Origin of the sequence: Pseudomonas sp. SG20052 (assembly GCF_031766055.1) — a bacterium.
GTDB classification, from domain to species: domain Bacteria; phylum Pseudomonadota; class Gammaproteobacteria; order Pseudomonadales; family Pseudomonadaceae; genus Aquipseudomonas; species Aquipseudomonas mandelii.
In genome coordinates this window covers 1,886,460-1,911,360 of sequence record NZ_CP134498.1, presented here as the reverse complement: position 1 = coordinate 1,911,360, position 24,901 = coordinate 1,886,460, and the positions used below count along the sequence as shown (strand labels likewise).

Here is a 24,901-nt window from a genome sequence, read left to right as displayed (position 1 = left end):
CTTAGAAGCCCATGCTCAGGTGTTCAGCGATAGGACCCAGCGCCAACGCCGGCAGGAAGGTCAAACCACCCACCAATAAGATGGTCACGGTCAGCAGGATCACGAACATCGGACCATGGGTCGGAAAGCTGTTCTGGCCGATTGGTGCGGTTTTCTTCATCGCCAGGCTGCCGGCCAACGCCAGTACCGGGAGGATGTAACCGAAGCGACCGATCAACATGCCCAGTCCCAGCATCAGGTTGTGGAACGCTGTGTTGGCACCGAAGCCGCCGAAGGCCGAACCGTTGTTGGCACCGGCCGAGGTGTAGGCGTACAGCAACTGGCTGAAGCCGTGGGCACCGGGGTTGCTCACCGCAGCGACCGGGCCGGGCAGGCTAGCGGCAATCGCGCCAAGCACCAGCACGCCGAGCGGCATCACCAGCAAGGTCACGACCAGCAACTGGACTTCCTTCGCCTGGAGTTTCTTGCCCAAGTATTCCGGGGTACGGCCGATCATCAGGCCGGCGAGGAACACCGCGATCAACACGTTGAGCAACATGCCGTAGAGCCCCGCGCCGACGCCGCCGAAGATCACTTCGCCGACCATCATGTTGACCATCGCAATCATGCCGCTCAGCGGGTTGAGGCTGTCGTGCATGCCGTTGACCGAGCCGTTGGACGCTGCGGTGGTGGTCACCGACCACAGCACCGTGGCGGTCGTGCCGAAGCGCGCTTCCTTGCCTTCCAACGGCGCGGTCTGTTCGACGGCGACGTTGTTCAGGGTCGGGTTGGGTTGGTATTCAGCCCACAGCGACGTTGCACCGCCGATCAGGAACAGCGCCAGCATGCAGGCGATGATCGCGCGGCTCTGACGCAGGTCTTTCACGTAGTGGCCGAAGGTGAACACCAGGGCAGCCGGGATCAGAATGATCGAGCCAACTTCGAACAGGTTGCTCCACGCTGTCGGGTTCTCGAACGGGTGCGCCGAGTTGACGCCGAAGAAGCCACCGCCGTTGGTGCCCAGTTGCTTGATCGCAATCTGGCTGGCGGCCGGACCGAGCGGAATCACCTGATCGACGCCTTGCATGGTCACGGCATTCACGTACTGCGCGAAGGTTTGCGGCACGCCCTGCCAGACCAGGTACAGCGCCAGCAGCAGACACAGGGGCAACAGGCCGTAGAGGGTGGCGCGGGTCATGTCGACCCAGAAGTTGCCCAGGGTCTTGCTCGACTTGCGACCAATACCGCGGCACAGCGCAACCAATACCGCCAGGCCGGTGGCGGCGCTGACGAAGTTCTGCACGGTGAGGCCGACCATCTGGCTCAGGTAGCTCAGGGTCGCTTCGCCGCTGTAGGACTGCCAGTTGGTATTGGTCATGAAGCTGACGGCGGTGTTGAACGCTTGCGTCCACTCCTGACCCGGCAGGTTTTGCGGGTTCAACGGCAAGTGGTCCTGGAACAACAGGATCGCGAACAACAGTAAAAAGCCCGCGAGGTTGAAGGCGAGCAAGGCCAGTGTGTATTTCTGCCAGCTCTGTTCGGCCTGTGGATCAACGCCGGCCACCCGATAACAACCACGTTCGACCGGTCCGAGGATCGGCGAAAGCCAGGTGCGCTGGCCTTCCATGACCTTGTAGTAGAACCGCCCAAGGAACGGTGCCGGGATCAGCACCACGGCAAAGAAGGCCAGGATCAGCCAATAGTCATAACTGTGCATAGCCGCTCCTAGTTCCGGTCCGCGCGCAACAGCGCAACCAACAGATAAATGAACAGCCCCACTGCCAATAGCAGTGACACCCCGTCCAGAACGCTCATGGAAGTTCTCCGTGTTACGGCGTATTGCCGCGTGTGGAGTCATTGTCGGCAGGGAGGCTGTAAAGGAACGAGACCGAGGGTGTTGGCTGTGCATAAAGAAAGCGTAAAGAGTGGGTTTATGGCTTTGTTACAGCGGTGTTCGTACGAACTGCTTCGCGAACAAGACTTTCCTCTAACGGATTTGAGGGCTTCTTGGGAGCCCGGCCTGACTAGAGGAGCATGGCTGGCCCACGCAACTGCCCGACCAACTAAGCACCTCTGCCGCTCGCGTCCGGTCGCGGTTTGAGCAAGAATGTCGGCCCCGAAACCCCGTGCAGGAGAAACCATGAATATTGTTACCACCGATTTACCCGGTGTTCTGATTATCGAACCGAAGGTTTTTGGTGACGATCGCGGCTTTTTTTATGAGAGCTTCAATGCCAAGGCCTTTCAACTGGCGACTGGTCTGGATACCCGATTCGTTCAGGACAATCATTCACGCTCTCTAAAAGGCGTATTGCGCGGCCTGCATTACCAGTTGGAAAACACCCAAGGCAAACTGGTTCGCGTAACCGCTGGCGAAGTACTTGACGTCGCCGTAGACATCCGTCGCAGCTCGCCGCACTTCGGCAAATGGGTTGCGGTGCGCTTGTCCGCCGACAATCATCGCCAGCTCTGGGTGCCTGAAGGTTTCGCCCATGGTTTTGTGGTGTTGAGCGAATTCGCCGAGTTTCTCTACAAAACCACTGACTACTACACCCCGTCTGCCGAACGTAGCATCCGCTGGGATGACCCGGATCTGGCCATCGATTGGCAATTGGACGAAGCTCCGCAACTGTCCGGGAAGGATCAGGCTGCGGCATTCTTCAAGGATGCTGAGGTTTTTTCCTGAATCTCGATATCTGTTCTGTCAGGCGCTTTAATTTGAGATTGCCTCCGTCTTAGCGAGCAGCCGCGTTCCCACAGCTGGAACGCGCCAGCCCAGAGGACATCATTTACCTGTGGAATCGAGCCTGCTCGCGAAGGCGGCAAGATAGGTAATAACGCCCCTTACTGGCGCACAACCAAGACACATCCAGCAACAACCATCTCCAATGCGACGGCTTTACATCCATAACGACTGCCGTTGCAACACTGGCACGCCCACTGCAAACGCCCTCCCCGAAGCTGTCCAAACCGTTCAGGGAGCAAACGCATGAACACACAACTCAAACCCACGCTGGGCACGTTGCACCTGTGGGGCATTGCGGTCGGGCTGGTGATTTCCGGTGAGTATTTCGGCTGGAGTTACGGCTGGGGCGTGGCCGGGACACTCGGATTCCTGGTGACCTCGTTCATGGTCGCCACGATGTACACCTGCTTCATCTTCAGCTTCACCGAACTGACCACGGCGATTCCCCATGCTGGCGGCCCCTTTGCCTACAGCCGCCGCGCCTTTGGCGAGAAAGGCGGATTGATCGCCGGGTTGGCGACGCTGATCGAGTTCGTCTTCGCCCCGCCGGCGATTGCCTTGGCTATCGGCGCTTACCTGAATGTGCAATTCCCGGCCCTCGACCCGAAGCACGCAGCGGTCGGCGCCTACATCGTGTTCATGGGCCTGAACATTCTCGGCGTGAAACTGGCCGCGACCTTCGAGTTGGTTGTCTGCGTATTGGCCGTGGCGGAACTTCTGGTGTTCATGGGCGTGGTCGCGCCGGCCTTCAGCTTCAGCAACTTTGCCCTGAATGGCTGGGCCGGCTCCGATGTGTTCGGGGCACCAGCGATTGCCGGAATGTTCGCGGCGATTCCATTCGCCATCTGGTTCTTTCTCGCCATCGAGGGCGCAGCGATGGCGGCCGAAGAAGCCAAGGACCCGAAACGTACGATCCCGAAGGCCTACATAAGCGGCATTCTGACCCTGGTATTGCTGGCCATGGGCGTGATGTTCTTCGCCGGCGGCGTCGGCGACTGGCGCACCCTGTCGAACATCAACGACCCGCTGCCACAGGCCATGAAAACCGTGGTCGGCGAAAGCTCGGGCTGGTTGCACATGCTGGTGTGGATCGGCTTGTTCGGCCTGGTGGCGAGTTTCCACGGAATCATCCTCGGCTACTCGCGGCAGTTCTTCGCCCTCGCCCGCGCCGGTTACCTGCCGGCGTCGCTGGCCAAACTGTCGCGCTTCCAGACACCCCATCGGGCGATCATTGCCGGCGGCGTAATCGGTATCGCGGCGATCTACAGCGATGGTCTGATCAATCTCGGTGGCATGACGCTGACCGCGGCGATGATAACCATGGCGGTGTTCGGCGCAATCGTGATGTACATCATGAGCATGCTCAGCCTGTTCAAGTTGCGTAAAACCGAACCGAACCTGGAGCGCACCTTCCGCGCGCCGTGCTACCCGCTGGTGCCGATGATTGCGTTGATCCTGGCGGTGGTGTGCCTGGTGGCGATGGCCTGGTTCAACACGTTGATCGGCTTGATCTTCCTCGGCTTCATGGCGGTGGGCTTCGTGTACTTCATGCTCACCGCGCAATTGCGCGCGGATGCACCGGCCGACGCGATGTTGACCGGACTCTGAATGGTCTCAGGTGTTACCGACAGATCAGGCATAGAATGGAACCACCGCGATATGAAATCGCTCAAAGTGGTATGCACGATCGATTGGCGAAACCCGCCAATCGGCCTGCCCTCAAGGAGAGCCCTATGCCCTGGTATGCCTGGTTGATTCTGGTCGTTGCAATCGGCTCGATCGTTGGTGGTTTGATGATGCTGCGTGACACTGCCAACAAGGTCGAACTGACCGAAGAGCAACGTAAACGTGTCGCGGAACGCAACGCGGAAGCGGACGCCAAGGATGCGCAGGACCGCTAAAAAACTGCTGAACAGCTTCTGTAGGAGCGAGGCTTGCCCGCGAAGGCGATCTCAGGGACGCCTTCGCGGGCAAGCCTCGCTCCTACGTCCGATTATTTTTCCCAGTCGGCCTTGGCGATGTGCAAGCCATGCAGCCCTTTATACGCAGCCCGTTCAGGCTGGCTCCAGCCCTCGAGCAATGAATCCTCCAACCGATAAATCTCCACGCCCAGCGGGCGACAGACGCTGAGCGGATCCTGCGCATCCGGCCCCCACATGGCCAGTGACAGGTCCCCTCCCGGACAGGTCGACAGCGCACACAGCAGATCGATCTCGGCAAAGAACTCCAGGTAATCGCCCTTCTGCGCCGGACAGGCCTTCATGAAGTACATGTCGTCGTGGTTCAGGCCCGTACACTGGAAAATGTTCAGCACGTCATGCACGTCGAACTCGGTCAGGCCATGGGGCAACACGGCGCGCGTCAGGTTGGAGTGGCAGTGATGATGGAAGTCCTCGCCGGTGAGCATTTTGTTCACATAGGGATCGCAGCGCGTACCCAGCAAATCGTGCAAACGCCCCCCATGTTCATCGATGCCGTAATCGGCCAGGCTGTCGTCGGTGATGGTCACCAGCGGCCGTAAAAAAGGCAGGTTCGACCAGAGCCGGTCATGGGTGCTGACATGGGCGCCCTGCAGTTGCCGGGTCCGCGCCGCCCACAAACGCTCGCGCGGGTCGTTGGCGTTCCAGACGTTGAAGTCGCCGACTTGCGGGCCGACCGGCGTGGTCACACGAAACACGTGCCCGGCCGGCACGTTCCAGGCGCGACCGGTGCGGATCGGCACTTCAAACTGCTCGATCAGCGTGCGGCCTTCCCTGGTGTCGCGAATCCGTTCGTAGAAGGCTTTGTCCACCTGCAAGGCCGAGCCTTTGCTGACTTGATAGGCCGCCGGATAGTCTTTGTACATGGCACACATCCTCGATCAGTGATGGGGGGTTGGGGCAAGCATTCGCAACAGAAGGTGTTCAGAGTCATCGAGGTAAGCGCTCATGGCGTCTGCGGCGGCGCGCTTGTCGCCCTCAGCGAGAAAGTCATGGATCTGCCGGTCGCGAGCCAGCCAGGGCGCCTGAAAACGTGATTCATCGGGCGCGGCGCAGAACGCCAGGCGCAGTTGCGCAACAACGTTGGTGAAAAACTCATCGAACAATGGGCTGCGCAGCAACCCGACGATGTGTTGATGAAACGCCAGGCTGTGGGTGCCGACGGCGCGCCAGTCCTCGCGTTCCCGGGCCAGCTCGGTGGCCTCCAGCGCCTCGAGCATCCGGCCCGATTGATCATCGCGCAATGGCGGGGTCACGCTGATGGCTTGCAGTTCCAGGGTACGCCGGACCTTGAACAAATCCCGAACATCATCCTGACCCAGCCTGCGCACCATCACGCCCTTGTTGCGCACGTAACGGGTCAGTCCATCCTGCCCCAGGCGATGCAACGCTTCACGAATGGTGTTACGGGAGGCGTTGTAGGCAGACACCAATTCGTTTTCCACCAGCGCCATACCAGGCAGCAGGCGACCGCCTATGATGTCGGCGCGCAACTCCAATGTGATGTGATCGGCCAGGGACAGTCCACTGTTCATGCTCATCGCCTCGTGATTGTTCAACAATCGTCAGCTGACAAGTAATCACTATTCGTGCCAGCTGAATCGATGCGGCAGGAAGAAGTTGGTCGCATCTGCATGCTTTTTAGAAGTAGAAGTACAGTCACCATCCCATTTTCATTGGTTAAGATGGCGCATTGTTGCGGAGATTTCAGATGCGTTACTCGCAGGACCATAAAGCCCAGACCCATCAACGCATCATCAAGGAAGCATCGGCGCGATTTCGCCGCGACGGTATTGGCGCGACCGGCCTGCAACCCCTGATGAAAGCGTTGGGGCTGACCCACGGCGGGTTCTACTCGCATTTCAAGTCCAAGGACGAACTGGTGGAAAAGGCCCTGCAGGCCGCCGGCGAACAGTGCGACGCCATCTGCGCCGAGCTGTTCGCGCAGGAGCACCCGCTGGAAGCATTCATCGACACCTATCTGTCTGAATGGCACCAGACGTCACCCGATCAGGGTTGCCCGCTGCCGACCATGTCCTCGGAGCTTGGCTTGCGCGGACAACCCAGTCCGACCTCTGACGTGGTGCTCAATTCGAGGCTGGAACAAGTGCAAGGCACGCTTGAAGGCGAAGATGCGGCCGACCGCAGCATCTTCATTATGTCGGCCCTGGTCGGGGCGTTGTTGTTGTCGCGCAGTGTCGAGAATCCGGAGATGGCCCAGCGGATTCTCGACGTGACACGCGAATTTCTCAAACAGCCCTGGGATTAATCCTGCCAGCGTTTGAAGAGCACGCTGGCATTGACCCCGCCAAACCCGAAGCCATTGGACAGTGCATATTCGATCGCCATCGGCCGCGCCTGACCGTGGACGATGTCCACGCCTTGCGCCGCCGGGTCCGGGTTTTCGAAATTGAGGGTGGGCGGCACGACTTGATCGCGGATCGCCAACAGCGTAAAGATCGCCTCAATCCCGCCCGCCGCCCCCAGCAAATGCCCGGTGGCGGACTTGGTCGATGTCACCGCGATCTTGTTGTCCGAACCGAACAATGACTTGATGGCCGCCAATTCTCCAAGGTCCCCAACCGGGGTCGAGGTGGCGTGAGCGTTGAGATGCTGCACCTGTGCGGCAGAAATGCCCGCCTGGGCCAGGGCCAGCGACATTGCCCGACGCGCGCCGCTGCCATCTTCGGGGCCGGCAGTCAGGTGATAGGCATCGGCACTGGTGCCGTATCCGACCAGTTCGGCCAAGGGCTGAGCCCCACGGGCAAGGGCATGTTCAAGCGATTCGATCACCAGAAGGCCAGCACCTTCCCCCATCACGAAACCATCACGACCACTGTCGAATGGCCGAGAGGCACGCTCCGGGGTGTCGTTATAACCACTGGACAAGGCACGCGCAGCCGCGAAGCCGGCGAGGCTGACCCGATCGATCGCGGCTTCCGCGCCCCCGCACACGGCGATATCCGCCTCACCACAACGAATCAGCCGCGCGGCGTCACCAATCGCCTGGACCCCGGCCGCGCACGCTGTCACCGGAGCACCCAGCGGGCCTTTGAAACCATGCTGGATCGACACATGACCGGCCGCGAGGTTGACCAGAAAGGAAGGAATGGTAAATGGCGACAAACGTCGCGGACCGCGGCTGTCGGTTGTACGGACCGCATCGGCAATTGCGCCGAAACCACCCACGCCCGAGCCGATAATCGTCGCGGTGCGCTCCTGACCATTAGCGTCTTGCGCTTGCCATCCGGACTGCTCCACCGCCTGGCGCGCGGCCTCCATGGCAAACATAATGAAGCGGTCCATTTTTTTCTGCTCTTTGGGCGGCGTCGCCCGGTCCGGGTCGAAACCCGCCTCGGGATCTTCCGTCATGGAGAGCACCGCGCCGCCGACCTTGGCCGGCAGATCAGCGACCACTTCGTCAGGCAACTGACGCAACCCGGAGCGTCCAGCCAACAGGCGCCCCCATACCACCTCGACATCGCTACCCAGCGGGGACACCAGGCCCATGCCCGTTACAACCACTCGACGATTACTCATACCGCAATTACCTCAAGCCGATTGAAGACGCCTCACTTGTAACGCGTGGCGGCCGTACTTTTGGAAAGATTCGGGGCCATCACCAGACGAGCTTTTACAAAGTCATCCCACTCGGAGGCGTTCGCCAACGATGGAATGGTGATCAGCTCACCCTGGTCCAGACCGGACAATGCCGCATCGACCATCTCCCCGGCTTCCATCACCATGTCTGCGGGAATCTGAGTAGCGTCGATACCGGAGCGCTCCCAGATTTCGGTGCGTGTTACGCCTGGCAACACGGCCTGGACCTTGACCCCGGTACCGTCCAGTTCCGCGTTCAACGACTGGCTCAGACTTAACACATAAGCCTTGCTCGCGCTGTAAGTCGCGTTGAATCGCTCAGGAAACAACGCCACTACCGAGGCGATATTGATGATCGTGCCACGGCCAGCCTTTGCGAAAGCGGCGGCCGCTGCCGATGCCAGGCGCGTGACGGTGGTGACGTTGAGCTGGATCAGCTTTTCCATCTGGTCCATGTCGGAATTGGCCAACAGACCATCCGTTGCGACACCGGCATTGTTCAGCAGCAGGCTGATACTCGAATCGCTGCGTAGACGCTGTTCGAGCTTCAGAACGTCATCTTTTTGTGTGAGGTCTGCCTTGAGCACTTCGACCTGGACACCATGCTCGGCGCGCAACTTGCTCGCCGCTGCCTGCAAGCGTTCCTCGTCGCGAGCGACCAGCAACAGATCAAAACCACGCGCCGCCAACCGCTCAGCGTAGATGGCGCCGATTCCGGAGGAGGCTCCGGTGACGAGGGCGGTTCCTTGGGGCTGGACAGAATTCATGAGCGTGCTCCTGGGAGGATGCAATTGGGAGAAAGTGCCTTAGCGCTTCGGAGGGTTGAGAAATTATTATATGCATAATTTTCTTGCAATATGATAGTCGTAATTTTTCAAATATCAATGAAAGGTACGACACCGCCCGTTACACATAATCAAGTAGGAGGCGGCTTCACAACACAGTCCGATCACGTACGGTTCTGTGCACGATTCTGGTTGTGCGACTCAGCTGGTTTATCGTGTCCAGTATCGAGACTAGCCCAATTCGATCCCACAGCTTCTTCGGCAGCAATCATTGATGTGGCGACCGAGTTACACATGGACCTTGAACATTGGACGCCGATGGGTGGCCCGTCCTTGGTTGAATTCTAGACTCACCAGGTTGCGCGCCCTCGTCGGGGCTGCTCCCATTGATGCCATGCCTGTGACGCCCCCCCGCCATCAAGCACTTCAAGTGGCCGCTTACTCAAGGTCAGCTTGAAGAAGCCTGGCCACGCGCCATGCGTAGCTCGCAATGCAAAAAAGGCCGGTCAATGACCGGCCTCTGGTGTAGAGCTACACGTTTAGTTCACCCCGAGCTTTTCGCGATTCTTATCTAGAATCGCTTTTCCAATGCCCTTGACTTCCAGTAGTTCGTCCACCGACGAAAATGGCCCATTACCCTCACGATACGCAACAATGGCCTTGGCTTTGGCCTCTCCGACTCCAGACAACTCGCGCTGCAGCGTCGCCGCATCCGCACTGTTCAGATCCACCCTGACTACTGGCTCATTGATTTCTGCTGACATCTCCTTCGCCGTATTGACAGGTTCGGTCTTCGGTACTGGCGCGGCAACTACCGCGATAGAAGCGCTGGTGAGCAGTGCAAAAATCAGAGAGTAGAAAAAACCCGTACGCATATATGATGCTCCATGAAATGTTTGGAAGAAGCAGCTTTTCCTAAGCTGCCTCCCAAATCTAGATCATGGGAGCCGAGTGTCAAAAATGAACGAGTTACAGGATGTGAAACAGTACACATCCCGTTGCACAGTCAATAAAAATGGATTGAAATCGGAACTCTTGCTAATAATCATTCGATACCGAGGTGAGACTATACAATTCATTTCAAGAAACGGGATCAACGTGACTTTTACTCATACTTTTGAGATTTGAACGGCCATGCCGCCCCTTGATCCATCGACGACATGGTTCTTCGACTAAATAATAACAAACAGCAGACAGGCCGATGAGGAATAGAAGGGTAGCGCCTGCCAAAGCCTTTCCGCTGGCTAAAATGGAGAATATTGAAACAAGACGATCATGATAGCTGGTCAACGCAAATAACAACAATGCCTGCATAGAATAGAAGCAGTAGCTAATTTTTCCAAGCCAAACGAACAGCCTACTTGAAAGCAACCACACAACCGGTCCTTTACCAGATGACAGGGCAACAATCATCAAGCAAATGACTGGCAGAACTATCCAATTATGCCCGACATACATCGGCATTACCGCACCGTAGTACCCAATGTACGCAAACAAGATCAACGGTAATAAAACAGTGAGTACACCACTGAATCGTACTGACAATCCTTGCCTCATGGCCAAAAGTGCACAAACGCCCAACAAAAACTCAGGAAGTCTGAACAAGGGCATAGCGTAAAACATCGGAAATGATGGTGTGCTAAATAGTAGGATGGATATTCCTGGCATTACTGCAAACAACCAACATAAGGCAGCAACCGCTCCGAGTTGCTTCAACGTTAACTTCGCCATCCCTGGAAGGACAAAAGGCAGCACCACGTAACAGAACGCCTCAACAGCAATAGACCAACTACCACTATCATTCCAATAGGAAAACAACTGAGGAAACCATGCCTGGACCAGAAAAACATTCGACACCACAAGAAATGCTAATTTGCCCACTTCCAACCAAGTATTTTCAGCACCAAAATTAATTCCCATCCAAGGCAAAGTACTAATCGCCGCCACCATATAGACCGGATAAATTCGTGCAAACCTATTGATCAGATAGTCTCTTATAGTGCTGTCACTACCAATATAGCGGTACCCAAGGAGAAATCCGGAGAGTATGAAAAAAACGCTCATCCCTATTGCGCCCTGCTCAAAAACACTCTTTAAAACAGGGATATTTGTGATAGGCCAACGGATCTGTATGTGAAATAAGAAAACGTAAAGTGCCGCAATGAAGCGCAAACCAGTTAGGGAAAGTATTTCGGATTCTTGCTTCACTGAGAGCTCCTGGAATTAACGCTCTGGATAATACTTGTCAGTAATAATTATCGCTCAATCAAAAAGCATGGTCACCTGCGGTCACGCAGAGGAGCCGGTGTTACAGAAAAAGGATAGAATCAAATCAAATGCCAAAATCCAGGGCTGTTGATATGTATTTTAGAGAAGATGAAGGTGGTCTGTGCCACCTCCAAATTATACCTGCCTCTAAAACAACAAGCGTATTATTCTTTATGTTCCTCTGAAGAGAGGACAGATTTGTTTTTGAATATTTGTGAGAACATCGGAATAAGGAAGCTACTGCCATACTCACTGAGATGGTCATCATCATAATAGACTGGCAGTCCGTTCTTGGCCCCTTCGCAACGTCCTTCCTGGCAAAAATATGGCGTAGGATCGAGGATTTTTATCCCGCATTGCTCCATTGCCGCATCTTGAGTGTCCCAAGCAAACGCGTTACGTCGCTGGTACTCATCGTAAGGAACAAATACATCCCGTTCTTTACCTAGCATTAACGCTCGCCCCATAGCTTTCGGAACGGAAATTTTCATTTCCGGTACAGGACGAACCATAAATACCGGACGCGTTTTTGCGAGCGCACAAGCTGTATCGATGATGCCTTTGCGAATAGCGCTCTTATATTCAGGTGTACGCGCAAGAAACGGCTTATCGTAATAATAGGCAGGCACCTCAACTTCGCTTTCCTCTCCAGGCTCGTTGGGCCCTTCGGAATACAATGACACTCTGTTCATAATAATAATAGGAACATTGGCTGGTAGGCTTTCTTGCTGCTTGAGTACCCAATTAATGAAAACGCCGCAATGATCCCCATCTTTCGTGCTTTTGATACCCATTACGGTCGGACAAGCATTCAGGCTCCAGTCAAGTACGTGAAGATCCTTATTCGGAAGTGCTTTCTCCACAGCCCTCATGATAGAGGCTGCATGACTATCACCCACTACGATAGCCCCCAGCTTTTCCCCGCCATAGGTACACCCTGGAACTGGCTTGTTGCTCACCATGAAACACTCAACGAGCCGGGGGTTTCTATCTGTGGCTTCCAGATAAACAGAGTCCGTACGGGCCGGAACACGCCCTATTACTCCTGAGTTCAGCTTAATAACCAGGCCCGATATCGCTATAACCAGTGTGAATAGAGCAACTATTGCGGCGCTGGTTAACGGCCTGAATCGCCCAAGGCCAGAGCGTGTTTTGTTTTCGACAAACTCGTAAGAAATCCAGCCCAGAATGGTCGTTAAGGCCAGTCCAAAGATCGTAGCTAAAACGTTACCCTTAAGCTCCAAATAGACAAACGCCACCACAATCGGCCAATGCCAGAGGTACAGAGAGTACGAACACTTCCCTAGCCATTGAGCGAGACCGGTCCCGGTCCAAATGGACGATCTTTGAGCCGCCAAGAGTACTAAAGCTGCACCCAGAACCGGCAAGGTAGAACGCCAACCCGGCCAATTGCTATTCGTATCAAAGAGCAGGATCGAGCTGATGATCAATACAAAACCAACAACTTCAAAAAATTTTTTCAGCTGATCAGAAAGCATAAATCTGTTTGCAAACAGATATACAAGCCCACCCGCCAACATTTCCCAGGTTCGAGTCGGTAGTAGATAAAAAGACGCGGCTTGACTGATAGGTGACAGGTAGATGCATAGCACGAGCGATGCAAAAAAAACGAGCGACATCACTACACTAGCAAATCTTCGGCCTGGGCTAACTTTCCACAAAGCCCATAGAAACAATGGCAAGATTAAATAAAATTGCCATTCGACAGAGAGCGACCATGTATGAAGCAACCACTGGTCCTGAGCCGTGTCTGAAAAATACCCGGTTTCTCGCCAGAACTTTATATTAGAAAAGAAACCCAAAGCACTGATTACTTGAACACCTAGTGCCGAATACTCAAACGCTGGTAAAAAAAACCAACCAATGACTAATAGAGTTATACACAACACAGCCAGCGCAGGAACGATACGCTTTGCTCGAGCAACGTAGAAAGTGAAAACCGATAGCCCCGTGCCACTCTCCAGGCCTGTGATGATGATATTAGTCATCAAGTAGCCGGAAATGACGAAGAAGACGTCAACACCAACAAATCCACCACCGAAGCCTAACACTCCAAAATGATAAAGGACGACGGCCACAACCGCCCAAGCCCTCAACCCGTTGATATCAAGCCGGAAATCTTTAATACCTGTTTTCGATGACATATAGCTCGCTGCGCCGTGCGTCTTTAAAATTATTCCAACTTGCTAGAGAACACCAAACCTTAAGGGTCCAATCGCCGTTGTTGATAAATCCAATCTACAATTTCACCATCCGGAGCGTAGCCACTCACTGTTTCGCGCAATATCTGACGAACCCTGGTGTAGTCATCGCCTTGCACGGCAACCAGTAGTTCTGTCAGACTTGACTTAAGAACATCCCATGATAATGAATCTTCGTTCGCACTCATGATCATTGGATGCTGAGTGGCGACTACGTTATCGCCTATCAACAACTCCTCATACAATTTTTCACCAGGGCGGAGCCCGGTAAACTCAATAGCTATATCGCCATGAGGATTCTTCTCGGATCGGACACTGAGCCCGGAAAGATGAATCATTTTCTCGGCCAACTCGACGATTCTGACCGGCGCGCCCATATCTAACACAAATACATCACCACCGAGTCCCATTGACCCTGCTTGAATTACGAGTTGAGCAGCTTCAGGGATTGTCATGAAATAGCGAGTAATCTTTGGATGAGTAACAGTGAGCGGCCCGCCCGACTTGATTTGCTTGTGAAAAAGAGGGATTACAGAACCGGAAGAGCCCAGAACATTGCCGAAGCGAACCATGGTAAAGCGAGTTTTGTTAACTCTGGAAATATTTGACTTATCCCCAAAAAGCACCGGAGCGATCTCGCGACTCAGGGCTTGAAGTGTTAATTCGGCAAGACGTTTAGTACTGCCCATAACATTGGTAGGACGTACGGCCTTGTCGGTCGAAATCAAGACGAAACTCGACACACCAGACTGTAGCGCGGCTTGTGCTGTATTCAGTGTGCCAATGACATTATTCAAAACCCCTTCGGCAATATTGTGCTCAACCATTGGCACATGCTTGTACGCGGCGGCATGATAGACAGAGTCGACGTGCCAGGTTTTCATAACATCAAGAAGTTTGTTCTGGTTGCGCACGGACCCCAGAATAGGTAAAAGTTTGACGGGTAGGGACTCGCGTGTAACGCGCTGCTCAAGCTCAGACAAAATACTATAAAGATTGAATTCGCTGTGTTCAAACAACAATAACGTTGTCGGCCCAAGCGCCAGGATTTGTCGACACAGTTCAGAACCGATGGAACCTCCTGCTCCAGTGACAAGAACACATTGCCCCTTGATGCAGTGTTCCAACAGTTCTTCGTTGGCGGGAACCGAATCTCGTCCTAATAAGTCGGCAATATCCACTTCCTGGATATCATCGACTTTAACTAATCCACTGGCCAGGTCCATAAAACCGGGCACACTACGTACATGAAGAGGGAAACCTTCAAGATAACCTAAAATTTCACGTCGCCGTGCTCTGGTCGTCGAGGGAATAGCAAGCAAAATCTCTTGTGCACCTGTGACCTCAATCATTTGCTGGATATGTTTAGGTTTGAATACTTGCAAACCGGAGATTACACGATCAGCAATACTACTATCATCGTCAATAAAGGCCACAGGACGCATGACACGGCTCATACGCAATGCTGCTACAAGTTGATTCCCTGCAGCGCCAGCACCGTAGATAGCAACTTTCGTTAGCCCATCTTCCTGTTTAGCAAAAGGTACATGGCGCACTGCCGCGAACCAATCACCCATGAAGTACTGCCGCATCGCCAACCGTAAACCACCGATCATGACCATACTCAGCCACCAGTAGTTAAAAATAATCGAACGCGGAACTACGGTTTGATGGTTACTGTACCAATAGACGGCAATACCCAAAATCAGTGAGGAAAGACTGACCGCCTTGATAATGGCAATCAAAGCATCGTTACCGAAATAGCGCATAACCGCACGGTACATGCCAAAGCGGACAAATAAGGGAATGGCGACTACGGGCGCACAGAGAAATAGCCAAGTATGGACTTTTAGTGGATTTATCATATCGTCCAGACCTAACCGAACGACAAACGCCAACCAAAGAGCTATCCAGACCAAAATGATATCAGTCAAAACCTGCAAAAATCGCTTTTGACGGCGAGGAAGTTGCAACAACCAATTCCGCAATCTACTAATCATCCTTAAAAAACCTCAACAGCAACGGCAACTGAAACCTGTATAGATTTATTTGTGCCCGGATTTCCAGGCTATCCACCCGCCTAAGATAACAATTTTCACAGCAGATGCTTCAGCTTTCTCGACGAAGGTCGATGGGATTTCGTCAGTTGTCCCTCACGCCAGCCTTGTACTTCAGCGCCAAAAAGATCAGCGGTGTGTAAGCCAACAACAGGCCGAGCCCGCCATCGAGCCCTCCAACCCCGACCCATATGGCAATGGGAAGCAGCCAAATTAAATTGATAACCAAAACCGCCAGCGTAACAGGGAGATGCTTACCAAACTGACGAGAAGCGTATTGGTATGCGTGGCTGCGATGAGCCTCGTAAACCTTCTCCCCCCGAAGCAGTCGGCGTAACAATGTGACGGTTGCATCGATGATAAATACGCCCAGCAAAATGAGCCAGCTCCAAAGCAGTTCCGGCGCCGCTATTGCTGCTTGCAACGAAAAAAAGCCTAGTGCGATCCCCAGGAAGCCGCTTCCTGCATCGCCCATAAAAATCCGAGCGGGGGGGAAATTCCAAGCCAAGAAGCCTAAGACTCCAAACCCAAGAACTAAAATCAGCAAAATATTGTCGTGAGCACCAGCAAGATAGTAAATGAGCGCTCCGCCAAAACATGTGGTAACTGCCTCAACGCTGGCCAGCCCATCAATTCCATCCATGAAATTGTAAAGATTTAACATCCAGACCAAAAAAAACGCGGCGAGTATATTACCTGCGATACCAAGGCTAACGGTCCAGCCAAAAATAACAATCGGAGGTAAACCGCCTAAGAAGTATAACCCCCACGCTGCGGCACAAAAATGTCCAATAAGTCGCCATCTGGCTGGTATATGCCCGTGATCATCTAAAAAGCCGATTATCGCAATCAAGCCACACGCGACACTAATGCCCAAGTAGACATGTAAAGCAACAACATCATTAAAGAAAAGCAGCGAGAGGGCAAGAATAAAACCAACTACAATTGCAACTCCGCCGCCACGTGGTGTTGGCGCAGAGTGCGAACTTCGCTGATTGGGAACATCCATCAAGTTACGCGCCAAGGCATATCGGCGCAGCAGGGCTGTCAGCACATAAGAAAACACCAGCACAAAAATCAACAGCCACCACGACATTGGAAAACTCCCTATTACATCAAATAACTAAATTACGCCGATTTGTTGACTACAGACAGTAGTTCATCCAACCAGCCTTCGAGACGATAGCGCTGATAGACCTCAGGATCCAAGTCCAAGTAAGGCGTTTGAAAAAAAGAACTTGGAATTGAAGGCGAGTGTCGGTCAATTACACAGATGTTCTGCTCCAGGTAAAAATCGTAATCCTTCACATTTTGATTGGTTGTAATTAACTTCTTTTTTGCCCCCGTAGTCTCAAGGGTTCGCATCGTTAAACCAGTTTGCTTTGGATGCTCAATATCCAGTATCGCTTTCGACGAAAAAAATACACTTTGAACCGTTGACTTCGTTAGGGGATCAAACCTGAAGTCCGAAAGTTTCGCCCCGCGAAAAGTCCGGTTTAACAACAAATAAACCCAAAAAACCCACTTCGCCTGCAAATACAAATACCAATACTTACGAAGACTACTCCCTAGAGCCTTGTTTACCTTGGAAACCACTGAGTAGCGATCGGAATGAGCTGTGCCGATAAAGCTCACATCAAACTCAGGAGGTTGTTTCTGCTCAGCCTCAAAACCCGTCGAAAAGAAAAGTGGCCTAAAATGTAAGTTGTACTTCTCGGAGTCATTGCGATCAAATGAAAACGTGTGATCGAAATACTGTAAATTGTCCAGCGCCCATTGCCGATTGGCAAATGAATCCCACATGTAAAGTAAAAATTGCGCACGGGGATATTTTTCCCGCCACAACGCAAGCGTTCCACATGACAATGTTTGACCACTCACCACGAGGACGTAGTCGTATTCGGCACTTCCCAGTTCGTCGAGTTGCGCCTGATAATATCGATCAGCAGCACCAATGACCCACTCTCTGCGCAATCGTGTAATAGCTTTCAGAAGAGGAGTATCAAAGGGTCGATCTAAAAGAAAATCTACTTCCGCACCTCTACGAACCAACTCGTTCTTTATTTCAGTCTCATAGCCAAAGAATCTTGGCGCGACATAAAGAACTTTTTTTCCTTCCAGAGAATACTTCACGCTAGACTTTCCGGTACTTAATTATTTTGGCTGGAACCCCCCCGACAACGACATCATCAGGCGCAGATTCCAATAGAACAGCATTAGCGGCTACAGCGACATTATCGCCTATAGTTAATCCGCCCAATATTTTGGCACCCGCCCCTATAAATACATCGTCACCGACTATAGGGCGATGAGCTGCATCGTAGGTAAAATCCAGATCCTTGGCGCCCAAAGTGACACCTTGGTAGATGATGGCATTTTTACCAATACTGACGGCGCCTATAACGGTGCCATGCGTGTGGGGAAAAAAAAGACCTGGGCCAATCTTGCACGTCGTAGCAATCTCAATACCAAACAGCAAGAAGTTAAGTAAGGAAAACATACGGGCGAGAACGCCGGCGCCTAATGTGTGAGACTTATACGCCAATCGGCAAAGCAAAACCGGGATGAACCTAGGAGAAAACATACTTAACCAAACTTTAACTTTAGACTCCAGCGGCTGACTGCCGAACAACTCCCGATGACGCTGAACATCCATCACCAACAGTTGGCGCAATCCCGGTTCTTGCTTTTCCATCGATCAATCCTTAATTCATCAACTTTCGGTCACGGAGTTCTTGATTTGCCCGCTCGAGCTGGTCTTCAGGTAACGGTTGCTGCTCTACCCAAGCGGCAAAGAGGCGCAAGCCTTCTTTCAACGATACTTTCGGTGTAACGTTCAGCAGTTGTTTCAATCGGTCAATATCTGCATAATTATGACGAATATCACCAATTCGGAACTGGCCTGTCACTACAACTTTCGGCTCTTTACCAAATGCTCGCGACAACTCCTCAGCGACCTCTCTAACTGAAGTCGCGACACCGCTACCCACGTTAATGATTGCGTCTGGGCTTCTCTCTATAACGAGACCTGCTAACAGGGCGTCTGTAACATCATCTACGTGAATAAAATCTCTGCTTTCATTACCATCTTCAAAAAGAGGTAATTCACTATCTCGACGAATTTTCGTAGAAAAAATCGACAAAATCCCTGTGTAGGGATTATTCAAAGATTGCCGTTCTCCATAGACATTTTGTAATCTGAAAATACAATAGCCAATCCCCATTGACTGGCAACCGATGCGCACCAGGTCTTCTTGAGCATATTTAGTAGCAGCGTAAATAGACGAAGGCGCAATTTTGTCAGTTTCCAAGGTTGGAACCAATTGCAATGGAGTGCCAAGGTCCGGGCAAACTGGCTCCCACTCGGCGCTACCTAACGCCTTTCCGGACCGCGCATCAGGACAAACGCGAACGTTGCCCTTTGCTGGACTCAGGTAGGCGCCTTCACCGTAGACGGAACGACTAGAAGACAAAACGACGCGCTTTACGTGATGACCGGAATGTTTACCGAGCACCTCAAACATCAGCGCAGTACCCTGCGAGTTAACTTCGTTATAACGAGCAACTTCATACATCGATTGCCCGGTTCCAGTCTCTGCGGCCAAGTGTACGACAGCATCAACATCCTGAAGCGCCCGCGACCAATCGTCACGATTGGTAACGCTACCGCGAATGAAATCAATATGCTCAGAACGCAACCAATCCAGCCCTTCGGGTAAAACCCCATGAACTTGAGAAGAAAGCGAATCAAGCACACGGATCTTATAACCAGCCGAAATCAACTTTGGTATGAGGTGAGATCCTATGAATCCCGCACCGCCTGTTACCAGTATCAACTTAGACATAACCACTCCATAGCACTAAATTATTTAGCGTCGCTTATTCTAAAAAACAACGCCAACAAAAATATGAACCCTAACCCACCACTAAACAGCACAGCAGACAACGAGTTAAAACAGACATAATAAACTGAAATTGCCAGACAAGCTATAAGTGCTTTGTTCCTGGAGCACACGCATACTCGAACACAGAAAGCTAGCAAAAGGGAGTAGAGGAAAACGCCAAAATAACCAAAAGTAAGAAACGCATCCACATAGTAGACAGTATTTGCAGTGCCGGTCCCCGTTTCATTTTGCCCCCACTGGAAGGTGAAGACGTCCTGCTCCAGACTTACCCTCTCCTCACCCGTGAGCCATGCGACCGCGCTAATCGACTTGCCGACGGTACTTTCATCATTCAGTTTCACGACTCTGTATCGCAACCAGTCGATCGCCGTAGCATATGGAATGTACCAGACCCTATTGACGATGTAGTAAAACTGAGACGTCTCTCCCGCGAACAGGTTGTATTCGTCCGGCACTCCAGACAACGGATTTGCATCACCCTCATTTTCACTTGAAGCCAGTCCACCCCGAGCGACAAGGCTAACAATAGCTATTAATACAACTAGAAAAAACGCAATCATGTACGCTTTTTTTCGGTTTCCAAGATTAACAAATATCACTATTAGCGGAAGCATGGCAACCAGCGCACGCCCCTTCTCCAACGTCAACGCCAATGAAAACAGAAATGCAAAGAGAACATAAAAACGCCATTTCGACTTGGCGACAAACATTTGAGCAATGACAAGAGGGACGAGCGACGATACGCAAATGGCATATATATATAGCAACCCTCGCTCCCAGCCCTCACGGGTACGTAGAAACTCCTCTCGAAGACCCGAAATTTCGGTTAGAGAAACCCCCTTAATCGCGGCGAATAACGCGATATCGGGTGCAGTAAGGCAAGCATAAAATATAACCAGAAAATAAATAGCGAGGATAAACCAGGAAAAAAAATCCAACCCTATGCGAATTTTTAATACTGAGTTATATAGCGCGGTAAACCAATGACCACAGAATACTTTATATGAAAAAAAATAAATAAAGACACTACTTATTGACAAAAAAAACAGCTCAAAAGCGTAGCTGTTCTCGCCAATTATTATGCCCAAAAACGCAGGAACCACATAAAACAATGCGATAGCAAGAATAGGCAACAAATAAATATTTCTGAACTCTAGAACACGAAGCACAGACCTTCCTCCAAAAAATCCAGCACATCACACAAGCCACACTGTGTGACTTAACCCCATACGAAACATATAAGGCGCCAACTAGCGCCTCGTAACGTCTACGCCTTCCTTTTAAGGGAGTTCTTGAGTCCACCTAGTGGTGCGGAGATCAACTGCAATACAAACTTCTGACCTAAAAGCGCAAACATTATTTTTGTCAAAGAACGCTTCAAACCGTTTGTGTCGACCAAAAAATAACGTTCAAGACTCTTAATTTTTTCGACGTTCTTTTTTACTACTTGGCGGAAAAGTTCGCCCAGTAGATAACGCTGCCGACCTTTACGACATGCAGCTTTCATTTTTTCATCGGTCGGGAACCTCCGACTAATGACATCAATTGTTCGAAGAGACTCATCCAAAAGCTCGAATGTCCTTTCGCTAGCTCCGAGGCCATGCTTCCTATACTTGCCGTACACACCAGCCAACTCCTTTACTTGACCTCTTAATGCGACCTCGATAGAAAACAACCAGTCAGAAACCACGGGAAAGCTCGGATCAAAACCATACTCAGGACAGGAAGAACGCCTCACCATCAAAGAGGATGCACCAGGCACACCACACTTTGCGATCATGTCATAAACATCGTTTATTCGTTCTTTTTCCGTTGTATTGGTGACGAAGAGTATTTCACCCGTCTGATGAACAAAAACTTCGACAGGATGATAGGACAACGAAACATCAGGATCCTCAAACAAGGCAACTTGCGCCTTTATTTTACCCGGCAAAAACAGATCATCCCCGCCCATGATTGCTAGTAGCTCACCTGTACAGGCTTGAAAGGCAGCATTTGAATTGCCCGTTACACCTAAATTAACAGGATTGAATACGGGTTTAATTATTGATGGGTACCGCGCCTGATACTCACGTATAACTTCCCGCGTATTATCAGTTGAAGCATCATCAGCAACCACCACTTCAAGATTTTCGTAACCTTGGGAAACAATGCTTTCAATCGTCTCACCAATAAGATCCTCTTGATTGTATGAAACAATCAGCACCGAAACTTTAGGACAGCAACTAGTCACAGTAATTTCCTTTTGACGCGCAAAGTTTGGTAGACATCAAGGGTGCTGTTGCGCGCCATACCAAAAGCCAATAAATGACATAAATGGCTGCATGAGCGATAGCTACGCCCTCAAGTCCGTATTTCGAAGTAAGAATATGAGTAAGCAAAACAAAGCCAGCTGCTGAAATAATCTCAAAAACAATAAATAACTTAAACATGGCCTTGCCCAACATTAAATAAGCCAGTATCCAACTGCCAATCTTGAAAGTATCGCCCAGCATCTGCCATGCAAATAATTCACGCATTGGAGCAAAGTCTTTGGTAAAAAGGACTTCAATTATAAAATCGCGAAGCAAATAAATCAAAACACCGCAAAGAGCGGAGATGGGTAAAACAATTCTATATCCCTGAAAAATTTCCCGCCTTATTTCAACCGGGTGTTTAAGCTCCGACAGCCTGGGCAAGTAATAAACACTGAGTGTTGTTGTTGCTACCATGAGATAGGCCGTACTCAGTCGCCATATCGCCTCCCAGTAACCCGCAGCCTCCCATCCAAACGTCATACCTAAATGATTTCGAACGAGAATATGACTGACCGGCACGCTTACCGCCGACGTCAGAGCCATGGCAGCAAACTTTGAAAGATTAATTGCCGTCGCTTTATCTACCTGGCCAACTAGATAAGAAATTTTGAACCACGACGCCTTGTAGCACAGACCTAATGTTACAAAAAAAGTGATTGACTGATACACAGCAAGAGCAACCAACGCCCCATACAATCCAAACTGGATCGCCATAACACTTGTTACAGCCAACGCAAACAAGCTTCCTGCTATATTGGCTATTACATACAACAACACCTCTTTTTTACCATTTAGTATGGACAACAAAAGCGTATTGAATGTAAACAATACAAGCGTCACGGCAAACCATAGGAAGACCCCGCCAAACTCTGTGCTTCCTAGAAACCAACTCGCAAGCTGTTCATTGAAAATTGCGATGAACACAGACGTGATTATTGAGCCAATTAGAGCAACGGTTCCCGCCGACCGCCAGACCTGTTGCTGCTTAGACTCGTCGGCATGAAACTCGGCGGTATATTTAGTAACACCAGTATTTATCGCACCGCTGGCGAAAGTGGTTATCATCTGGACAGCATTCTGAAACTGTCCAAGAGATGCATAACCAGCTGGCCCGACGTACACAGCAAGAATTTTATTTATGCCTAGTAGTGTCAACATTTTTATAATGACAGCGATGCTATTAAGCAAACTGGTTTTTATAAGAGTCATACTCTTAGCGGCCGCTAGTCACGAATGAATTACACGCATCGACAACAACTTCTGCGGATTCGAGCGTCATTACCGGACTCATTGGAAGACTTAAGACCTCTTGATGAATACGTTCGGTAACAGTAAAGTTCAGATGGTTAAACTGAGGGTACGCTTGTTGTTTGTGAGGCGGAATTGGGTAATGAATCAGTGTTTGCACTCCGCTTTTTGCAAGGTGCTCTTGCAGAGCTATTCTTTCCTGGCAGCGAATTACGAAGAGATGCCACACATGACGTTCACACGACAAGGCATCTTCACTCCGGCTCATTGGTAACGTCAAGGCAGCATTGTTAATGCCTTTCAAATAAACTTGAGCAATCTTGCGCCTATGCGCCGTGTGTATATCCAGATATTTAAGCTTTACACCAAGTACTGCAGCCTGAACTTCATCCAGACGACTGTTCACGCCTTGATATAAGTTTTTGTACTTCTCATGAGAGCCATAATTGCCTAAAGCTCGTAGCACGCCAGCCAGATCATCATCATTTGTAGTAATGGCACCGGCATCACCCAGCGCTCCCAAATTTTTTCCTGGGTAGAAACTGAATCCGGATGCATTTCCCCAATTACCGGCTTTACGCCCATCAAGACTAGCACCATGTGCCTGTGCGGAGTCTTCTAGAACGAGGAGGTTGTATTGTTCTGCAAGACTCATCAGGGCTGGCATGGCTGACAACTGGCCATACAAATGAACCGGAATAATTGCTTTGGTTTTGGAAGTTATAGCGGCACGAACCTTCTCAGGGCACAAATTGTAAGTTGCTTCGTCAGGCTCGACTAATACAGGCGTCAACTTGTTTTCAGTTATTGCCAAAATACTTGCAATATAGGTATTGGCAGGGACAATTACCTCATCACCCTCCTGTATCTTCCCTAACTCTTTCCATGCCCGCAGGGTCAACGTAAGCGCATCAAGTCCGTTAGCCACACCAACACAGTGTTTGACACCACAAAAATCTGCAAACGCTGCTTCAAATTTCTTGACACATTCCCCCTGAATATACCAGCCAGAATCGACAACGCGTGTAATCGCTTCGATCAACTCGTTCCTAAATTGGGAATTTACACTCCCGAGGTCAAGGAAAGGAACCATATTCAATTCTCCTGAAAACTTAAAATAATTAGCGACTTAGATCCAACGTCAATCCAAACAGCTTCATTGCGTGCTGAATTGAAGGGACAACCGTACTACCCTGCATTTGCTCTAAGTACGCTTTATTTCGCAAGCCATTCTCAACTAAAATAATATCCACGCCCAATGAACGGGCCGCTTCCCAATCCACCTCAGTGTCACCTACCCAGACTGAGTTTTCTGTCATGATCTCGACGTCTTGGCAATTGCGGACAGCATTTGCTTTGCCCAACCCACCACTGACATGATCACAAACCAGAATCGTATCTAGTAACGATGCCAATCCTTGCAAATGCAACTGCTCTTCGACAGCTTCCTTATTCTTTCTCAATGTAACTAATACTAAATTTACACCCAGGCTTTTCCATGCCCGCAAACAGTCAATCGCACCTTCCTGCACTTTATCCAGTGCTAGAAACTCCTGCGATTCAATCAGTGAAAGCCAATCATCCAAGTATTCGTCATATATAGAACTTGCATTAGACAGTTGAAGGAGATCTCTTCGATTCAACAGTGATCTCTTTTTTTCCCAATACTCATCCAACGCTATCGCGGAGAAACCATATTTCTTTAATATGTAACTGTAGCAGCTGTAATGTCTGTATTTGCCATCGAGCAACGGCCCATCCAGGTCAAGAAATATTTGCTTAATCTTTTTCATAAGTCTCCCCCAACAAAACTGA

At 51.1% G+C, this 24,901-nt stretch carries 23 protein-coding genes; 4 read left to right on the top strand and 19 right to left on the bottom strand.

Annotation, left to right across the window (positions count from 1 at the left end; genetic code table 11):
* Position 1: 1 nt before the first annotated feature.
* Together kdpA and kdpF are read right to left on the bottom strand one after the other, a co-directional pair.
* A complete protein-coding gene (gene kdpA, locus RHP74_RS08705; protein ID WP_311098918.1) occupies positions 2 to 1,696 on the bottom strand; it encodes a potassium-transporting ATPase subunit KdpA in 1,695 nt (564 codons plus the stop codon).
* 8 nt (positions 1,697 to 1,704) lie between these two features.
* Entirely contained in the window at positions 1,705 to 1,794 is a 90-nt protein-coding gene (kdpF, locus tag RHP74_RS08700) for a K(+)-transporting ATPase subunit F (RefSeq protein ID WP_007899818.1), read from the bottom strand.
* Between the two features lie 325 nt (positions 1,795 to 2,119).
* Between kdpF and rfbC the strand changes: the two genes are divergently transcribed.
* The 3 genes from rfbC (at position 2,120) to RHP74_RS08685 (ending at position 4,626) form a co-directional block, all read left to right on the top strand.
* The gene (gene rfbC, locus RHP74_RS08695) at positions 2,120 to 2,665 is read left to right on the top strand and encodes a dTDP-4-dehydrorhamnose 3,5-epimerase (protein ID WP_311098901.1); all 546 of its coding nucleotides are present in this window, start codon (positions 2,120 to 2,122) and stop codon (positions 2,663 to 2,665) included.
* Between the two features lie 303 nt (positions 2,666 to 2,968).
* Positions 2,969 to 4,333: an ethanolamine permease gene (eat, locus tag RHP74_RS08690; RefSeq protein WP_311098899.1), complete on the top strand. Its 1,365-nt coding sequence runs from the start codon at positions 2,969 to 2,971 to the stop codon at positions 4,331 to 4,333.
* A 125-nt stretch (positions 4,334 to 4,458) separates the two neighbouring features.
* Positions 4,459 to 4,626, top strand: coding sequence for a DUF2897 family protein (locus RHP74_RS08685; protein ID WP_010461642.1), 168 nt, complete (start codon positions 4,459 to 4,461; stop codon positions 4,624 to 4,626).
* Between the two features lie 92 nt (positions 4,627 to 4,718).
* Here the strand turns inward: RHP74_RS08685 and RHP74_RS08680 are convergent, their stop codons facing one another.
* Together RHP74_RS08680 and RHP74_RS08675 are read right to left on the bottom strand one after the other, a co-directional pair.
* On the bottom strand, positions 4,719 to 5,570 hold the full coding sequence (locus tag RHP74_RS08680; RefSeq protein ID WP_077747932.1) for a DUF1989 domain-containing protein: 852 nt from the start codon (positions 5,568 to 5,570) through the stop codon (positions 4,719 to 4,721).
* A gap of 15 nt (positions 5,571 to 5,585) precedes the next feature.
* Positions 5,586 to 6,239 (bottom strand): GntR family transcriptional regulator, encoded by a 654-nt coding sequence (locus RHP74_RS08675; RefSeq protein ID WP_311098895.1) that lies wholly within the window; start codon positions 6,237 to 6,239, stop codon positions 5,586 to 5,588.
* 176 nt (positions 6,240 to 6,415) lie between these two features.
* Between RHP74_RS08675 and RHP74_RS08670 the strand changes: the two genes are divergently transcribed.
* Entirely contained in the window at positions 6,416 to 6,973 is a 558-nt protein-coding gene (locus RHP74_RS08670) for a TetR/AcrR family transcriptional regulator (RefSeq protein WP_010461651.1), read from the top strand.
* Here RHP74_RS08670 and fabF read toward each other — a convergent pair.
* The 15 genes from fabF to RHP74_RS08595 all read right to left on the bottom strand — a co-directional run bounded on the left by fabF (position 6,970) and on the right by RHP74_RS08595 (position 24,879).
* A complete protein-coding gene (gene fabF, locus RHP74_RS08665; protein ID WP_102594024.1) occupies positions 6,970 to 8,244 on the bottom strand; it encodes a beta-ketoacyl-ACP synthase II in 1,275 nt (424 codons plus the stop codon). The genes RHP74_RS08670 and fabF overlap by 4 nt on opposite strands.
* A 32-nt stretch (positions 8,245 to 8,276) precedes the next feature.
* A complete protein-coding gene (locus RHP74_RS08660; RefSeq protein ID WP_311098892.1) occupies positions 8,277 to 9,071 on the bottom strand; it encodes an SDR family oxidoreductase in 795 nt (264 codons plus the stop codon).
* Between the two features lie 557 nt (positions 9,072 to 9,628).
* On the bottom strand, positions 9,629 to 9,964 hold the full coding sequence (locus RHP74_RS08655; RefSeq protein WP_311098890.1) for a helix-hairpin-helix domain-containing protein: 336 nt from the start codon (positions 9,962 to 9,964) through the stop codon (positions 9,629 to 9,631).
* A 205-nt stretch (positions 9,965 to 10,169) separates the two neighbouring features.
* Positions 10,170 to 11,297, bottom strand: coding sequence for an acyltransferase (locus RHP74_RS08650; protein WP_311098889.1), 1,128 nt, complete (start codon positions 11,295 to 11,297; stop codon positions 10,170 to 10,172).
* 224 nt (positions 11,298 to 11,521) lie between these two features.
* Positions 11,522 to 13,522 (bottom strand): acyltransferase family protein, encoded by a 2,001-nt coding sequence (locus RHP74_RS08645; protein WP_311098886.1) that lies wholly within the window; start codon positions 13,520 to 13,522, stop codon positions 11,522 to 11,524.
* A gap of 59 nt (positions 13,523 to 13,581) precedes the next feature.
* Positions 13,582 to 15,579 (bottom strand): nucleoside-diphosphate sugar epimerase/dehydratase, encoded by a 1,998-nt coding sequence (locus RHP74_RS08640; protein ID WP_311098884.1) that lies wholly within the window; start codon positions 15,577 to 15,579, stop codon positions 13,582 to 13,584.
* A gap of 142 nt (positions 15,580 to 15,721) precedes the next feature.
* The gene (locus RHP74_RS08635) at positions 15,722 to 16,732 is read right to left on the bottom strand and encodes a glycosyltransferase family 4 protein (protein ID WP_311098883.1); all 1,011 of its coding nucleotides are present in this window, start codon (positions 16,730 to 16,732) and stop codon (positions 15,722 to 15,724) included.
* Positions 16,733 to 16,764: 32 nt separating this feature from the next.
* Positions 16,765 to 17,769, bottom strand: coding sequence for a hypothetical protein (locus RHP74_RS08630; RefSeq protein ID WP_311098881.1), 1,005 nt, complete (start codon positions 17,767 to 17,769; stop codon positions 16,765 to 16,767).
* Position 17,770: 1 nt separating this feature from the next.
* Positions 17,771 to 18,331: a DapH/DapD/GlmU-related protein gene (locus RHP74_RS08625; RefSeq protein WP_311098880.1), complete on the bottom strand. Its 561-nt coding sequence runs from the start codon at positions 18,329 to 18,331 to the stop codon at positions 17,771 to 17,773.
* A gap of 10 nt (positions 18,332 to 18,341) precedes the next feature.
* A complete protein-coding gene (locus RHP74_RS08620; protein WP_311098878.1) occupies positions 18,342 to 19,481 on the bottom strand; it encodes an NAD-dependent epimerase/dehydratase family protein in 1,140 nt (379 codons plus the stop codon).
* Between the two features lie 20 nt (positions 19,482 to 19,501).
* Complete coding sequence (locus RHP74_RS08615; RefSeq protein WP_311098877.1) at positions 19,502 to 20,710, bottom strand: hypothetical protein; 1,209 nt, start codon at positions 20,708 to 20,710, stop codon at positions 19,502 to 19,504.
* A 98-nt stretch (positions 20,711 to 20,808) separates the two neighbouring features.
* Positions 20,809 to 21,774, bottom strand: a complete 966-nt coding sequence (locus RHP74_RS08610; protein ID WP_311098875.1) for a glycosyltransferase family 2 protein — start codon at positions 21,772 to 21,774, stop codon at positions 20,809 to 20,811.
* Positions 21,767 to 23,047, bottom strand: a complete 1,281-nt coding sequence (locus RHP74_RS08605) for an O-antigen translocase (RefSeq protein WP_311098873.1) — start codon at positions 23,045 to 23,047, stop codon at positions 21,767 to 21,769. The genes RHP74_RS08610 and RHP74_RS08605 overlap by 8 nt, the downstream gene beginning before the upstream one ends.
* A gap of 4 nt (positions 23,048 to 23,051) precedes the next feature.
* Positions 23,052 to 24,179, bottom strand: coding sequence for a DegT/DnrJ/EryC1/StrS family aminotransferase (locus RHP74_RS08600; protein ID WP_311098872.1), 1,128 nt, complete (start codon positions 24,177 to 24,179; stop codon positions 23,052 to 23,054).
* Positions 24,180 to 24,207: 28 nt separating this feature from the next.
* On the bottom strand, positions 24,208 to 24,879 hold the full coding sequence (locus tag RHP74_RS08595; protein ID WP_311098870.1) for an HAD hydrolase-like protein: 672 nt from the start codon (positions 24,877 to 24,879) through the stop codon (positions 24,208 to 24,210).
* Positions 24,880 to 24,901 lie beyond the last annotated feature (22 nt).

Bases quoted from the DNA above. Each gene is read 5' to 3' on its own strand.
- kdpA (WP_311098918.1), bottom strand. From the start codon at position 1,696: ATGCACAGTTATGACTATTGGCTGATCCTGGCCTTCTTTGCCGTGGTG.
- kdpF (WP_007899818.1), bottom strand. From the start codon at position 1,794: ATGAGCGTTCTGGACGGGGTGTCACTGCTATTGGCAGTGGGGCTGTTC.
- rfbC (WP_311098901.1), top strand. From the start codon at position 2,120: ATGAATATTGTTACCACCGATTTACCCGGTGTTCTGATTATCGAACCG.
- eat (WP_311098899.1), top strand. From the start codon at position 2,969: ATGAACACACAACTCAAACCCACGCTGGGCACGTTGCACCTGTGGGGC.
- RHP74_RS08685 (WP_010461642.1), top strand. From the start codon at position 4,459: ATGCCCTGGTATGCCTGGTTGATTCTGGTCGTTGCAATCGGCTCGATC.
- RHP74_RS08680 (WP_077747932.1), bottom strand. From the start codon at position 5,570: ATGTACAAAGACTATCCGGCGGCCTATCAAGTCAGCAAAGGCTCGGCC.
- RHP74_RS08675 (WP_311098895.1), bottom strand. From the start codon at position 6,239: ATGAACAGTGGACTGTCCCTGGCCGATCACATCACATTGGAGTTGCGC.
- RHP74_RS08670 (WP_010461651.1), top strand. From the start codon at position 6,416: ATGCGTTACTCGCAGGACCATAAAGCCCAGACCCATCAACGCATCATC.
- fabF (WP_102594024.1), bottom strand. From the start codon at position 8,244: ATGAGTAATCGTCGAGTGGTTGTAACGGGCATGGGCCTGGTGTCCCCG.
- RHP74_RS08660 (WP_311098892.1), bottom strand. From the start codon at position 9,071: ATGAATTCTGTCCAGCCCCAAGGAACCGCCCTCGTCACCGGAGCCTCC.
- RHP74_RS08655 (WP_311098890.1), bottom strand. From the start codon at position 9,964: ATGCGTACGGGTTTTTTCTACTCTCTGATTTTTGCACTGCTCACCAGC.
- RHP74_RS08645 (WP_311098886.1), bottom strand. From the start codon at position 13,522: ATGTCATCGAAAACAGGTATTAAAGATTTCCGGCTTGATATCAACGGG.
- RHP74_RS08640 (WP_311098884.1), bottom strand. From the start codon at position 15,579: ATGATTAGTAGATTGCGGAATTGGTTGTTGCAACTTCCTCGCCGTCAA.
- RHP74_RS08635 (WP_311098883.1), bottom strand. From the start codon at position 16,732: ATGTCGTGGTGGCTGTTGATTTTTGTGCTGGTGTTTTCTTATGTGCTG.
- RHP74_RS08625 (WP_311098880.1), bottom strand. From the start codon at position 18,331: ATGGAAAAGCAAGAACCGGGATTGCGCCAACTGTTGGTGATGGATGTT.
- RHP74_RS08620 (WP_311098878.1), bottom strand. From the start codon at position 19,481: ATGTCTAAGTTGATACTGGTAACAGGCGGTGCGGGATTCATAGGATCT.
- RHP74_RS08605 (WP_311098873.1), bottom strand. From the start codon at position 23,047: ATGACTCTTATAAAAACCAGTTTGCTTAATAGCATCGCTGTCATTATA.
- RHP74_RS08600 (WP_311098872.1), bottom strand. From the start codon at position 24,179: ATGGTTCCTTTCCTTGACCTCGGGAGTGTAAATTCCCAATTTAGGAAC.
- RHP74_RS08595 (WP_311098870.1), bottom strand. From the start codon at position 24,879: ATGAAAAAGATTAAGCAAATATTTCTTGACCTGGATGGGCCGTTGCTC.